Source organism: Phycisphaeraceae bacterium (assembly GCA_019636675.1).
Taxonomy (GTDB): domain Bacteria; phylum Planctomycetota; class Phycisphaerae; order Phycisphaerales; family UBA1924; genus JAHBXC01.
Map to the genome: position 1 here is coordinate 167,505 of JAHBXC010000001.1, position 13,131 is coordinate 180,635.

9 protein-coding genes and 1 tRNA gene are annotated in these 13,131 nt (G+C 68.9%); 2 read left to right on the forward strand and 8 right to left on the reverse strand.

Annotation, left to right across the window (positions count from 1 at the left end):
- Positions 1-37 precede the first annotated feature (37 nt).
- From KF684_00745 to KF684_00755, 3 genes are all read right to left on the reverse strand, one after another.
- Positions 38-111, reverse strand: a tRNA-Met gene (locus KF684_00745).
- 108 nt (positions 112-219) lie between these two features.
- Positions 220-780, reverse strand: a complete 561-nt coding sequence (locus KF684_00750) for a DUF2179 domain-containing protein (GenBank protein ID MBX3351433.1) — start codon at positions 778-780, stop codon at positions 220-222.
- A 33-nt stretch (positions 781-813) separates the two neighbouring features.
- The gene (locus KF684_00755) at positions 814-2,742 is read right to left on the reverse strand and encodes a CTP synthase (GenBank protein MBX3351434.1); all 1,929 of its coding nucleotides are present in this window, start codon (positions 2,740-2,742) and stop codon (positions 814-816) included.
- A gap of 147 nt (positions 2,743-2,889) precedes the next feature.
- Here KF684_00755 and KF684_00760 point away from each other — a divergent pair, with 147 nt between their 5' ends.
- Positions 2,890-5,595 carry a HEAT repeat domain-containing protein gene (locus KF684_00760; protein ID MBX3351435.1) on the forward strand — a complete coding sequence of 902 codons (2,706 nt, stop codon included), beginning with the start codon at positions 2,890-2,892 and terminating at the stop codon, positions 5,593-5,595.
- A 66-nt stretch (positions 5,596-5,661) separates the two neighbouring features.
- Here the strand turns inward: KF684_00760 and typA are convergent, their stop codons facing one another.
- The 5 genes from typA to KF684_00785 all read right to left on the reverse strand — a co-directional run bounded on the left by typA (position 5,662) and on the right by KF684_00785 (position 11,708).
- On the reverse strand, positions 5,662-7,533 hold the full coding sequence (gene typA / locus KF684_00765; GenBank protein ID MBX3351436.1) for a translational GTPase TypA: 1,872 nt from the start codon (positions 7,531-7,533) through the stop codon (positions 5,662-5,664).
- A gap of 157 nt (positions 7,534-7,690) precedes the next feature.
- Positions 7,691-9,316, reverse strand: a complete 1,626-nt coding sequence (locus tag KF684_00770; GenBank protein MBX3351437.1) for a hypothetical protein — start codon at positions 9,314-9,316, stop codon at positions 7,691-7,693.
- Positions 9,313-10,092, reverse strand: a complete 780-nt coding sequence (locus KF684_00775) for a hypothetical protein (protein ID MBX3351438.1) — start codon at positions 10,090-10,092, stop codon at positions 9,313-9,315. The genes KF684_00770 and KF684_00775 overlap by 4 nt, the downstream gene beginning before the upstream one ends.
- Positions 10,089-10,730: a sigma-70 family RNA polymerase sigma factor gene (locus KF684_00780; GenBank protein ID MBX3351439.1), complete on the reverse strand. Its 642-nt coding sequence runs from the start codon at positions 10,728-10,730 to the stop codon at positions 10,089-10,091. Before KF684_00780 ends, KF684_00775 begins: the two co-directional genes overlap by 4 nt.
- Before the next feature lie 81 nt (positions 10,731-10,811).
- Entirely contained in the window at positions 10,812-11,708 is an 897-nt protein-coding gene (locus KF684_00785; protein ID MBX3351440.1) for an MBL fold metallo-hydrolase, read from the reverse strand.
- 136 nt (positions 11,709-11,844) lie between these two features.
- Here KF684_00785 and hppD point away from each other — a divergent pair, with 136 nt between their 5' ends.
- Positions 11,845-13,059, forward strand: coding sequence for a 4-hydroxyphenylpyruvate dioxygenase (hppD, locus tag KF684_00790; GenBank protein MBX3351441.1), 1,215 nt, complete (start codon positions 11,845-11,847; stop codon positions 13,057-13,059).
- Positions 13,060-13,131: the final 72 nt, after the last annotated feature.

Here is a 13,131-nt window from a genome sequence, read left to right on the forward strand (position 1 = left end):
AAAGCCCCGCGTGGAGCGGGGCTGGGCGGGGACGAAGTGGCGATGGGAGGATTCGAACCTCCGACCTAGGGTTTATGAATCCCTCGCTCTAACCGACTGAGCTACATCGCCGTCGGACGCGATGGGCGGAACACAGCCCGACGCGCCGGTCCGGACTGTATCCGCGAGCCCGGGAGGGTCAACGCCCGGCCCGCCAGCGGGGGTTCCGAGTCGCGGTCGCTACTTCCTGAGCCCGCCCGTGAGCGCACCCGGCAGGCCCGCCGCGCGGCGCTCGAAGCCCCCTCCGTGCGGCTGCTCGACCCGCTCGATGGTCACGAACGCGCGGGGCGCCGCCTCGCTGAGGCGCTGCAGCAGCTCGCGCACCCCTCGACGGCGCACGACCAGGAACACGACGTCCACCGGGCCGTCGCGCCCGTAGCCGGTGAGTTTCGTGGCGCGATAACCCTCTTCTCGCAGCGTGCGCGCGAGGTCGGTGTCTGCCTCGGGGTTGATCACGCGCACCGCGCGGTAGCCGAAGGCCAGCTTGTCCTCGATGGTCATCCCGATCAGCGTGCCCGTCGCGAACCCGCCGGCGTAGGCGATGATCGCGAAGGGGTTGGGCAGGTGCAGCAGCGCCTCGCGCACCGCGAGCACCCAGATGGTGACCTCGACCACGCCCAGGCAGGCGGCGGCGTAACGCTTGCCCTGCACGACCAGCATCACGCGCATCGTTCCCACGGACACATCGCACACTCGCGCAGCGAAGATCAGCAGCGGGATGTACCAGGGCATGTCGTGCACGAGGGCCAACGCTAGGGCGTTCCGGCGCGCGAATCAGGCGTGGAGCGTGGCCCGATCGCCGCGCGAGACGTGGACCTCGCCGGCAGGTCGGCCCTCGTCGTCGCGGTCGTCGGGGAACGCCCAGCGACCGACATCGGCCGAGGGTTCGCGCCGGCGGATCGCCGCGGCCAGCAGCCCCATGAACATGGGCTGGGGGCGCAGCGGGCGCCCCGTCAGCTCCGGGTGGAACTGCGCGCCGACGAAGTACGGGTGCGACGGGGCTCCGTCGTGCTTCGCGCGCCGGGGCAACTCGAGGAACTGCATGATCGGGTGCTTCGGGTGACGCCCGCTGAACACCATGCCGGCGCCCTCGAGACGCTCGATGTACGCCGGTTCGACCTCGTAGCGGTGCCGGAAACGCTCGCGCACCGAGGTCGAGCCGTACAGGTGCGCCGCGAGCGAGCCGGGGGTCAGCTGCACGTCCTGCCCGCCCAGGCGCATCGTGCCGCCCAGGAGTTCGATCTTCTTCTGGTCGGGCAGCTCGCTGATGACCGGGTGCGGCGTGGCGGGGTCGAACTCGGTGCTGTTGGCGCCCTCGAGCCCAAGGACATGGCGCGCGAACTCGATGACCGCCACCTGGAAGCCAAGACAGATGCCCAGGTACGGGATGGCGTTCTCGCGGCAGTGCTTCACGCACGCGATCTTGCCCTCGACGCCGCGTGCCCCGAAGCCGCCGGGCACGATGACCGCGTCGAGGTTGTCGAGGGTCTTGCTCGCGTTGGCGTGATTGATGTCCTCGGACTCGATCCACACCAGCTCGGCCTTGGAGTCGAGGTGGGCCGCGCAGTGCTCGAGCGCCTTGTCGATCGAGGCGTAGGCGTCGCGCAGACTGGCGTACTTCCCGGCGAGCCCGACGCGCAGCTGGCGTTTGCGAGGGCGCAGCAGCGCGTTGGTGAACTTGCTCCACTGCCCGCGCGCCTCGTCCTCGTGGACCGAGTCGACCCGGTCGTGCAGGCCCATGATGCTCAGGACCTCCCGGTCGAGCCCGGACCGGCGCATCGCGTCGGGGATCGTGTAAATGCTCGGGCGGTCGTGCATGCTGAACATGCGCTTGAGGGGCACATTCGAGAACATCGCGATCTTCTGCATCACCGAGTGAGACGCCGGGTTGCTCGCGCGGCACGCGATGATGTGGGGCTGGATGCCCGCCTCGAGCAGGCGCTTGATGCCCAGCTGGGCGGCCTTGCTCTTCTGCTCGCCCAGCGCCGGGGGCTCGATGACATAGGTCAGCGCGACGAAACAGGTCGACCCCTCGCCCTCCTCGAAGGCCAGCTCGCGGAGCGCCTCGATGTAGTGCGCGTTCTCGTAGTCGCCCACCGTACCGCCGACCTCGACGAACACGATGTCGGCCGGCTTCTCGCCGTCGCCGTACATCGCCAGCTCTCGCAGGGTCCGCTTCACCTCGCCGGTGACATGGGGGATGAACTGGACATCGCGCCCGAGGTACCCGCCCCGCCGTTCGCGCTCCAGGATCTCGCTGAACACGCGACCGGCCGTGATGAAGTTCCGGCGCGTCAGGTTCTGGTCGAGCATGCGCTCGTAGGTGCCCAGGTCCATATCGCACTCGGTGCCGTCGTCGAGGACGAAGACCTCGCCGTGGCGGAACGGGTTGAGCGTGCCCGAGTCGATGTTGAGGTAACCCTCCATCTTGATGGGGGCGACGACGAGGCCCTTGTCCTTGAAGAGCTTGGCGAGGCTGCTCGCGAAAATGCCCTTGCCCAGTCCGGACATGACCGTCCCGAGGACGACGACGTACTTCGTCCGTCCCTTGCGGTAGCCGTCGGGTATGGGGCTGTAGAACTCGCTGGCGGCGGCGTCGCGTGTCGAGGCAAGCAGATCAGCGCTGTCGGGGGCGCCGGTGGGACCCAGGGGGCCTTCGTCCGGTCGCCGCCGCTCATGGCCGGCAGGGTTCATGTCAGGCATGGACCAAGTGTAGTGCGACCATCGGCGCGAACACAAGCCGAGGGCGTTGCAACAACCCCGTAAAGGTTTGGTACATTCCCGGTCCTCCCGCCGCGCCGACCGTCCAGGGTCCGCGGTTCACTCGCGTCCAGATTCGCGGAGCCTCCCATGCGTGCGTTCTCGAAGCGTTATCCCCACGCCGCCAGGATCCTGCTGGCGGCCGGCCTGCCCGTCGCCCTCTTCGCCGCGGGCGTCAGCAGCGCCGGCGAGCGGTCCTTCTCCCATGAACTCCACGAGCACCTCGGGCACACCTGCCAGCACTTCAAGACCGACCGCTACCTCTGGGCCGCCGGCGCCGCCGAGATGGCCGACCTGCGTTTCGACGGCGCGACCGGGCAGGACATCCGCAACTTCCCCCCCGACCGGCTCGCAGACCACAAGCGGATGGTCCTGCGCATCGACATCCCCGACATGAACTCCCCTCGCTTCGAGGCGGTGCAGACCCTCACCTTCGCCCCGATCTCGAAGCCCCTCACGACGCTCACCCTCAACGCCGTCGAGCTGGACATCCAGAAGGTCGAGCTCAACGGGGCTCGTCTCACCCACTCCTACGACGGCGAGCGCCTGGTCGTCACCTTCGATCCGCCCCTGCCCCCCGGCAAGGACGCAAGCATCGTCACGACCTATTCCTGCACCTCCCCGGTCGACGGGCTCTTCTGGCTCACCGAGGACAACGGCATGGAGGGGCGACCCGCCCAGATCCACACCCAGGGCCAGCCCGAGAGCAACCGGTTCTGGTTCCCCTCCCACGATTTCCCAAACGTGCGCCTCGCCACCGAGCTCGTGGTCACCGTCCCCGACGGCTACCTCGTCAGCAGCAACGGCGAGCTGCGCTCCGAGAGCGTGCGCGACCGCCGCCGCACATTCCACTGGGCCCTCGACAAACCCCACCCCAACTACCTCGTCTCGCTGATCGTCGGCAAGTTTGACGTCGTCGATGTCGCCCGACCCGGCGATCGCATCTCCATGCCCGTCTATGTGCCCCCGGGCGAGGGCCACAAAGTCCGCGGGACCTACGGGAACACCTCGCGGATGCTCGAGACCTATGAGCGCGTGCTCGACACCCCCTACCCCTGGCCCCGCTACGCCCAGCTCGTCGTCTGGAACTTCGGCGCCGGCGGCATGGAGAACACCTCCGCGACGACGATGTACGACACCGCCAACTTCGACGAGATCGCGCTCGAAGACGCCGACCTCGATCCGCTCATCTCCCACGAGTTGATCCACCAGTGGTTCGGCGACTACCTGACCTGTAATTCGTGGGAGCACCTCTGGCTCAACGAGGGCTTCGCGGTCTTCTTCGAGTCCATCTGGTTCGAGGACCGCGACGGCTACGACGCCGGCTATCTCTACGACACATGGATCAATGTCCGCTCCGCCGCCGGGCGCGACAAGGTCCCCGCGAAGGACCCGCTCGCCACGCCGGGCATGGTCTCGAACCTCTACGCGGACCCGATCGACAACTTCCGCAAGGCGGCGAACCCGTACCCCAAGGGCGCGTCGGTCCTGCACATGCTCCGGATGAAGCTGGGCGACGAGGCGTTCTTCGGCGCGCTGCGCGCGTATGTCGCCGAGCACCGGCTCGGCACGGTCCGCACCCACAACCTCATGGAGCACCTCGAGAAGGCGTCGGGCCTCTCCCTCGAGCACTTCTTCGAGCAGTGGACGCGCCGCCCGGGCACGCCCGACGTCACCACCACCGCCTCGTGGGACGAGTCGTCCAAGTCGCTGCGGATCGTCGTCGAGCAGACCCAGGCGATCTCGCCCGAGGTCCCCGCGTTCGCGTTCGACCTGCCGATCCGCATCCACGACGGCCAGAAGTGGACGGAGATCGTCATCCCCGTCACCGGCAAACGCCACGAGACGCGCGTCCCCCTGGCGCGCGACCCCAAGATGGTCTGCGTCGACCCGGACCTGCACGTGCTGATGACGCCGAAGATGGTGCAGCCGCGCGCGAGGATCATCGCCCAGCTGCGCGAGGGCCCGACGATCGCGTCGCGCCTCGACGCCGTGACGGCGCTGCGAGATCATCCCGGACGCGACACGGTCGACGCACTGCGCTCGACCGTCCGCGCCACCACCGAGCACTACGCCCTGCGTCAGCGCGCCGCCGAGACGCTGGGCCGGCTCAATCACTCCGACGAGCTGCTCACCCTGCTGCGCGAGGGCATCGACAACCCGCGTGTCCGGCGCTCCGCGGTGAACGCGCTCGTCGAGACGCGCGACAAGCGCGCGCTCCCCGCGCTCGAACGCCTCGCGGCCAACGACCGCTCCTACGCAGTGCGCGCCGCTTCCATCGAAGGGATCGGGCGCCTGGGCGACTCGTCGCACACCCCCCTCGTGCTCTCGTTCCTCGACACGCCCAGCCAGCACGACCAGATCCGCCAGGCGACAATCAGCGCGCTCGCCTCGCTCGACGCGCCCGAGGGCCTCGACGCGGCGATCCGCCACATCGGCCCGGGCGACATGCAGCGCGTGCGCGCCGGCGCCCTCAGCGCCATCGCGCGTCTCGCGAAGCACGACCGCGAACGGGCGTTCGACGCCGTCGCGCCCCTCGTCTACGACAGCGTGGAGCGGGTGCGCATGGCCGCGGCTTCGGCGCTGATCGGCATCGAGGACGAGCGCGGCGTCGAACTGTTCCAGCGGGCCGCGAGCAACCACCCCAGCCCGACCTTCCGACGCAGCGCAGGGCAGTGGGCCGACAGGTTGTCCGGTCGTCTCTCGGGCGATCGACTGGAATCGCTGCAGGAGACCGTCGGGCGTCTGCGCCGCGAGATCAGCGACCTGCAGAAAGCGGTCGACGCGAAGCGCTGACCGGTCGTTCGGAATCCTGAGCACACCAGAGGGCGGGCCGCCGGCTCGCCCTCGTTCGTGCGCGCGTCAGACCCGCGCCGTCTCGCGGTCGCGATCGCGCCGCGATTCCTTGCGCCTGTCCGCCTCGTTCAGCAGCTTCTTGCGAAGGCGGATCGACTTGGGCGTCACCTCGACCAGCTCGTCGTCCTCGATGTACTCGAGCGCTTCCTCGAGCGACATGAGGCGCGGGGCCTTGAGGGTGACGGTCGCTTCCTTGTTCGCCGAGCGGATGTTGTTCAGCTGCTTGGCGCGGCTGATGTTGATGCTCAGGTCGTTGTCGCGGTTGTGCTCGCCGACGAGCATCCCCGGGTACACGGGGTCTGCGGGCTTGATGAACATCACGCCGCGGTCCGCCATCTGCTCGATGGAGTACGCGGTCGCCTGCCCGCCCTCGGTGGAGATGAGCACGCCGTTGGCGCGACCCGGAGGTGCGCCGCCGGCCGGGCCGTACTTCTCGAAGGTGTGGTGCAGGATGGCCTCGCCCTGCGTCGCGGTGAGCAGGCGCCCGCGCAGGCCGATGAGCCCGCGCGCCGGGGCGATGAACTCCATGCGGGTCATGTCGCCGCGCTGGTCCATGTGCTGCAGCTCCGCGCGACGGGACCCGAGCATCTCCATGACCGGTCCGACGGCGGTGTTGGGCGCCTCGACGACGACGCGCTCGAAGGGCTCGTGGGTCACCCCGTCGACCTCGCGCGTGATGACGATCGGCTTGCCGACGGAGAGCTCGTAGCCCTCGCGGCGCATGTTCTCGATCAGGATGCCCAGGTGGAGCACGCCGCGACCGGAGACCATGAACTCGTCGGGCGTGCGCCCGGCTTCGACGCGCAGCGCGACGTTGCTCTGGAGCTCGCGCTCGAGACGGTCCTTGAGCTGGCGGCTGGTGACGTACTCGCCGTCCTGGCCCGAGAAGGGCGAGTCGTTGATGCGGAAGAGCATCGTGATCGTCGGCTCGTCGACCTTTACGCCCGGAAGGCGCTGCGGGTTGTTCGGGTCGGCGATGGTGTCGCCGATGTCGATGTTCTCGAGACCAACAACGGCGCAGAGGTCGCCCGCCTCGACCATGTCGGTCTCGACGCGGCCCAGGCCGCTGAAGCGGAGGAGCTTGACGATCTTGCCGTTGCGCCGCTTGCCGTCCTCACGCTCCAGGATCGCGACCTGCTGGCCCGCCTTGAGCACGCCGGCGAACACGCGCCCGATGCCGATGCGCCCGACATACTCGGAGTAGTCGAGGGTGTTGACGAGCATCTGAAGCGGTGCGCTCGCGTCGTTGTTCGGCTGGGGGACGTGGCGGATGATCGCGTCGAACACGGGGCGCATGTCGGCGCCGCGCTCCGTGTAGTCATACGAGGCCCACCCCTCGCGCGCCGAGCAGAAGATCACGGGGAAGTCCTCGGCGAGGTGGTCGGCGCCCAGGTCGATCAGCAGACTGAACACCTCGTTGACCGCGTGCTGGGGGCGTGCGTCGGGGCGGTCGCACTTGTTGACGACGACGACCGGGCGCAGGCCGAGCTCGAGGGCCTTGCCCAGCACATAGCGCGTCTGGGGCATCGGGCCGTCGTAGGCGTCGATGACGAGCAGGCAGCCGTCGGCCATGCGCAGCACGCGCTCGACCTCGCCGCCGAAGTCGGCGTGGCCGGGGGTGTCGATGATGTTGATGCGATGGCTGCGCCCGTCCGTCGCGAGGTACTGAATGGCGCAGTTCTTCGAAAGGATCGTGATCCCGCGCTCGCGCTCGATCGGGTTGGAGTCCATGATCAGCCCGTGCTGACCACCGGCGAGCTTGTCCAGCTCCCCGACGCGGAACATGCCCGACTGCTTCAGCAGCTGGTCGACCAGGGTTGTCTTCCCGTGGTCGACGTGCGCGATGATGGCGACATTGCGGATGGAGTCGTGGGTCATGTGCGAAGGTTCCCCCCGGGACGGGGCGAGGCGAGTACGGTCGGCGTCCGGGCGGAGCGACGGAGCCCCGGGCAAGGACAGCGGTTCATGGGTGCGTCATTCGTTCCCGGCGCGGTTGGGGGCGCGCCGGCGTGGCTGACCGAATGGTAGGCCGCTTTCAGCGCGACGCTTTCGGGGCCGCGGCCCCCTCGTCCAGCAGCACGGTGATCTCGGCTCGCATCACGCCGCCCTCGACGCCCAGCTCCCTCCACCGGACCTCTCGCACGGCGCGGAGCCCCGCCAGCGCAGGCAGCGTTGTCACGCCCGTTCGCTCCAGCGTCTCCACAAGCCGGGACGGTCGGGCGACTGCGAACGCGCGGGCGGAGGACGCCCCGCGACGGCCCTCGCCCGGTTGGCCGTCCGAGAAACGCCCAGGCGCCCCCGGCGCCCCCGACGCGCCATCGCAGGCGCCCACACCCTGCCCCTCGAGGGCAGCAGTCGAAAGACGCGCCGTCGCGTCGTCGAACAGCCCCGGATCGGTCGTCATCATCCACCACCCCGGCGTGGGCGTTCGCACGCCCACCGGCGCCGCCGGCTCACTCGCGCTCGACGCTCGGTAGACCCAGGACAGCGATACCCCGGATTCTTCAACGCTCCGCACCGCCGAGGGCAGGACGCCGGAGAAGTTCCTCGGGCGCACGCCGAAGGATTCGAGCATCGTGTCCATCGCGGTGTCGCCCAGAACCGCGCCGCGCTCGAGGTCGAGCAGTTCGACCACCGCGAGCAGCGCCACGCCGCCGGTCTCCGTCGGCATCAGCATCGCGACTTCGCGCCCGCTCAGCACGCCTTCCGCGTCGGCGGCGTCGGGGGCCAGCATCCCGCGAGGGAACAGCGGCTCGACCAGCGAGGCGGCCTCCGAAAGCGCCGACCCGCCCGAATCGAAGATCGCGACGATCGCGTCGCGCGCGATCGAGGACACGGCACGCTCGTTCCAGCCCCTCAGCAACCGCGCCTTCGTTCCGACCGGGTCGGCGTCGGGGCTCGACGTGCGGACGGAAACGGAAATCTCCTCGCCGCGAACCGTCGCGCCCATCGACACCCACGCGTTCTCACGCTTGGGAAGACGGGCGATCATGGCCGCGTCGGCGTCCGGGTTCTCGGCCAGAAACTCGGTCACGAAGCGATGCGATGGCGCCCCCTCGACGCGCCGCCCCCCCCGGACCGCGCGCTCGAACAGCGCCGATCCCGAAGGCGCCAGGATCAGCCTCGCGATGCCGGGACAATCCGCGCACGGACGCGTGAAGGTGAGGTCCAGCGCGCCTCGCTCCACGGTGTAGAGCGTCTGCCCCGCGACGATCGTCCGCGGCGAGACCTTCAGCTGCTTGCGAAGCAGCCACTCGGTCCGCGACGAGACATCGGTCCAGAGCGTCCAGTCGGCAACTCCCCCGGCCGGGGTTCGGGCCGCGAGGATCACCCGGTCGCCCAGCACGGCGTCGAACGCCGCGAGGGCATCGAGCCCGATCGCGTCGCTCAGAGCGCCCCAGCGAGCCCGCACCTCGTCGAACGCCGGGTCGACCATCGCTCCCGACGCGAGCGCGCCGGCGTCGGTCGCCCGGAGTCTGGAGAGCCCGCGGACCACGATCGCCACGTCGATGTCGTCGGGCAGCTGCGCGAGTTCGTCTCGGAGCGAGAGCCGACGGGCCTCGCGTTCTTCGCCGGAGGTATCGGCGCGAGCCACCCCCGGCGCCGCGACGAGGATCGCCGCGAACGCGATCAGAATGAGCCGAACGACACGCACGCTCACCTCGGTCGGAAGGTCACCACGGTGGATCCGCCTTCGCCCGGCTCGTCGCCGGGAACGAGACGGAGGATGATCAGGTCGCCCTCGGAGCGTGACGCCACGCCGAAGCCCGTCGCGGCCATGCCGCGCGTGCGTCGAGACGACTGGCCCGCGTCCACCGGCTTGAACGAGACGGCGTACAGATCTGCGCACGCCTCGGGATCGGGGACTCCCGGCTTGAAGGACGCGAGCCCCGCGACGCTCTGCGCCGAGCGCGATGGAGCGAATCGGGTCGCCTCGTTCCGCAGCGAGATCATCGCCGCCTGCGCGCTCTCGCGCGTCAGCGAGGTCGCCTCGCCGCTGGAGCGCACCAGGTCGGTCACCGGCGCAGGCGCCGGGTTCCAGATCTGGGCGTCGGGTGTCGCGCGCCGGTGCATCAGCGTCCCGCCCAGCGCCAGCAGCAGCGCCGCCACGAGACCCGCTCGACCGATGCGCACGCCCCAGACATCGCGGTCGCGAAGCCACGGACGCTGGCGATCGACGGCGGAGAGGATCTGATCGGCGAGGTCGGGCGCCGGGTCGAGATCCTTCAGGCCCTCGAGCGCACGCCGGGTCGCGGCGAACTCGCGCGCCTTCTTGGGTGAAGTGCGCAGGCCCTTGAAGAGCGACGAAGAATCGTCGACAGAGAGTTCCTTATCGAAGAACGCGTTGAGCAGCGCGTCGAGGCGCGCCTCGTCGGACTGCGCGCCCCTCGCGGGACCATCGGGCGTGCCGTTCTGGTTCGATCCCACCTGCGTCACGCCAGGCCCCTTTCGACGAAACGCTGCGCGAGCGAAGGGCTGCGCTCCTCGAGAGCCACGCGAAGGCGCTTGCGCGACCGGTGCAGGTGGCTCTTGATGGTGCCCTCGGGCATGTTCATGTGCTGGGCGATCACGGAGATCGGCCAGTCGTGCTGGTGGAACAGGATCAGGATCTCTCGCTGTTCATCGGTCAGGTCCGAGAGCGCGTCGCGCAACGCCGCACGGTTGGCGTCCCGTTCCTCGGTCTTGGACGCCGGGCTGTAGGGGTGCCCGTACACGCTGTCGTTGGGGTCGAAGCCGGACTTCGACGACCGGCCGCTGCCGGGCGACGGGCCCCACGCCCCCACCGTGTCGCTGTCATACACGGGCTTGTGCTTCTGCATCGCGTTCACGTACAACCGCTTGGCGATCGTGAACAGCCAGGTGCTGAAGCGATAGGTCGGCTCGAACCGGTCGAGGTGCAGCAGCACGCGCACGAACGCGTCCTGGGTGATGTCCTCCGCGATGTCGGGGCGACCGCTCAGCCGGAGCAGGTACGCGTACAGGGACGCCTGGTGAGCCCTGACGAGAGCGTCCGCCGCGGCCTTGTCGCCAGCGGTGGCCCTCTCGATCAGACGCCTTTCTTCAGCGCGTGTCATGCGAAGAGTCTACTCGATTCTGAGGGAGGTGGTTGCAGAAAATCGGCCCGCACAAGGTCCTGAAACGGCTCGTAGGGGCCCTCAGCCCCAAAGAACGCCCTGAAGGGGCCGGACGACCACCTCCTTGGGGATCTGGGACGCCCGCGTTCGGATCGGGGTCCAGGGCGTCGCCGAGCGCTGGCTCGAGATCACGAGTCGCCCCTGCGAGGCGCGATGGGCCGCCGTTGCGGCGTCCGGGGTGTTGCATTCCTCCGAAAGGTGCAGCAGGACGACCGGGGCGCCCGGCTTGGGCGCGATCCGGGCCACCGCTTCGGCGCTCTGCTGGTTCGAGAGGTGCCCCGCCCCCCCCATGATGCGGCGCTTCAGGAACTCGGGCCGGTCGCTCGCTTCCTGGAGGGCAGGGCAGTAATTCGATTCGATCGCCAGCGCATCGACCCCCCGGAGGTGCTCCACGACCGCCCCGGGAACATGCCCCAGATCGGTCGCGTAGCCGAGTTCCGCCTCGCCCTCGCCGGTCTGGACCTTCACGCGGAACACCGCGACGCCCAGCGAATCGTGCGACGCCAGCACCGTCTCGAACTTCGCCGCCCCGCCAGCCCCCTCGACGATCGCGGTCGAGTCGAACACCCTGGCGCGACGGTACAGCAGCCCCATCCGCTCGGCCCGGCCCCGGTGGGCCCGATGAACATGGGTCAGCGCGTTGGGCGCGGCGTTCGGAGAGCACCACCCCGGGTGGCAGTGATCGTGGTCCAGATGCGTGAAAACGATGTCGGTCACCGACGCGAGCGAAAGCCCCGCCTCGCGCAGCGCCTCGCCCGTGCGCCTCGGCGACAACCCGGCGTCCAGGAGCGCGACCCGCGCCCCCTTCCCCGAGCCGACCCGAAGCACGGAGCAGTTCCCTCGCGACCCGCTCGCCAGCACGCGCAGCGAGGCGGGCCCGCCGCAGGCCCCGTCCATGGCTTGATCGGTTCGCTCCATCGCGACGCAGGATAGCAGACGCTCACCGTGGCGCACCCTCTTGTTCCCAGAGCCGGCGTCTTCCGGTCCGCGGCGTCCGGTGGGTCGTATCATTCCCTTTCCAGATCCTCACCCCCATCGACTCGGAGACGAAGCGATGACGACCGCCCCAGCGAACCGCCCGATGACCAAGCCCTCCTCGCTCGACGCGACGGACCCGCTCAACCTCATCGACGTGGATCATGTCCGCTTCTTCGTCGGCAACGCCAAGCAGGCCGCGTACTTCTACGCCAACCTCTTCGGCTTCACCATCCAGCAGGTCTCCGACCTCACCACCGGCGCGCGCACCGAGGCGTCCTACCTGCTCACCCAGGGCAACATCCGCTTCCTCATCACGACCGGGCTCAACAGCGACCACCCCGCCCAGAAGGAAGTCCTGCGCTTCGGCGACGGCGTGAAAGATGTCGCGTTCACCGTCGCCGACGCCACCGCCGCCTACGAGCGAGCCCTCAAGAACGGGGGCGAGTCTTCCTACGAGCCCTTCACCGTCTCCGACGAGCACGGCACGATCACCATGGCCGGCGTCAAGACCTACGGACGCGCCGTGCACTCCTTCGTCTCGCGCACCGGCGCGTACGCGCTCGACCGCGTCAAGATGGGCGGGCAGTTCGCGCCCGGCTTCAAGGACATCTCGTCTGAGCACCCCATCAACGAGTACAACAAGAAGCACCCCTGCGGCCTGATGTTCGTCGACCACCTCGTCGGCAACGTCGAAGAGGGCAAGATGAACCACTGGGTCAAGTGGTACGAGGATGTGCTCGAATTCAAGATGTTCAAGCACTTCGACGACGCCGATATCTCCACCGAGTATTCGGCGCTCATGTCCAAGGTCATGGCCTCGGGCAACCACCTCATCAAGCTGCCCATCAACGAGCCCGCCAAGGGCAAGAAGAAGAGCCAGATCCTCGAGTACCTCGAGTGGCACGACATGACCCCGGGCGTGCAGCACCTCGCGCTGCGCACCAACGACGAACTCCACAGCGTCGCGGAACTCCGCCGGCGCGGCGTCGACTTCCTCTCGCTGCCCGACACCTATTACCAGTTGGTGTGGGACCGCGTGAACAAGGTGCTGACCGAGAACGGCCACCACGCCGTCAAGGAAGACCACGACCGCGTGCGCGAACTCGGCATCCTGGTCGACGCCGACGACGAGGGCTACCTGCTCCAGTTGTTTACCAAGCCCCTCCAGGACCGCCCGACCCTGTTCTTCGAGATCATCTGCCGCCGCGGCAGCCAGTCGTTCGGCAAGGGCAACTTCAAGGCCCTGTTCGAAGCCCTGGAGATCGAGCAGGAGCGGCGGGGGAACCTGTGAGAGAAGGCACGGGGCACAAGGCATAAGGCACGAGGGGTGGACGGAAAGTCCGCCCCTTTTTCTTTCACACCG

Coding starts and splice junctions, on each gene's coding strand:
- KF684_00755 (MBX3351434.1), bottom strand. CDS start 2,742: ATGCCTGACATGAACCCTGCCGGCCATGAGCGGCGGCGACCGGACGAA.
- KF684_00785 (MBX3351440.1), bottom strand. CDS start 11,708: ATGGAGCGAACCGATCAAGCCATGGACGGGGCCTGCGGCGGGCCCGCC.
- hppD (MBX3351441.1), top strand. CDS start 11,845: ATGACGACCGCCCCAGCGAACCGCCCGATGACCAAGCCCTCCTCGCTC.
- KF684_00760 (MBX3351435.1), top strand. CDS start 2,890: ATGCGTGCGTTCTCGAAGCGTTATCCCCACGCCGCCAGGATCCTGCTG.
- typA (MBX3351436.1), bottom strand. CDS start 7,533: ATGACCCACGACTCCATCCGCAATGTCGCCATCATCGCGCACGTCGAC.
- KF684_00780 (MBX3351439.1), bottom strand. CDS start 10,730: ATGACACGCGCTGAAGAAAGGCGTCTGATCGAGAGGGCCACCGCTGGC.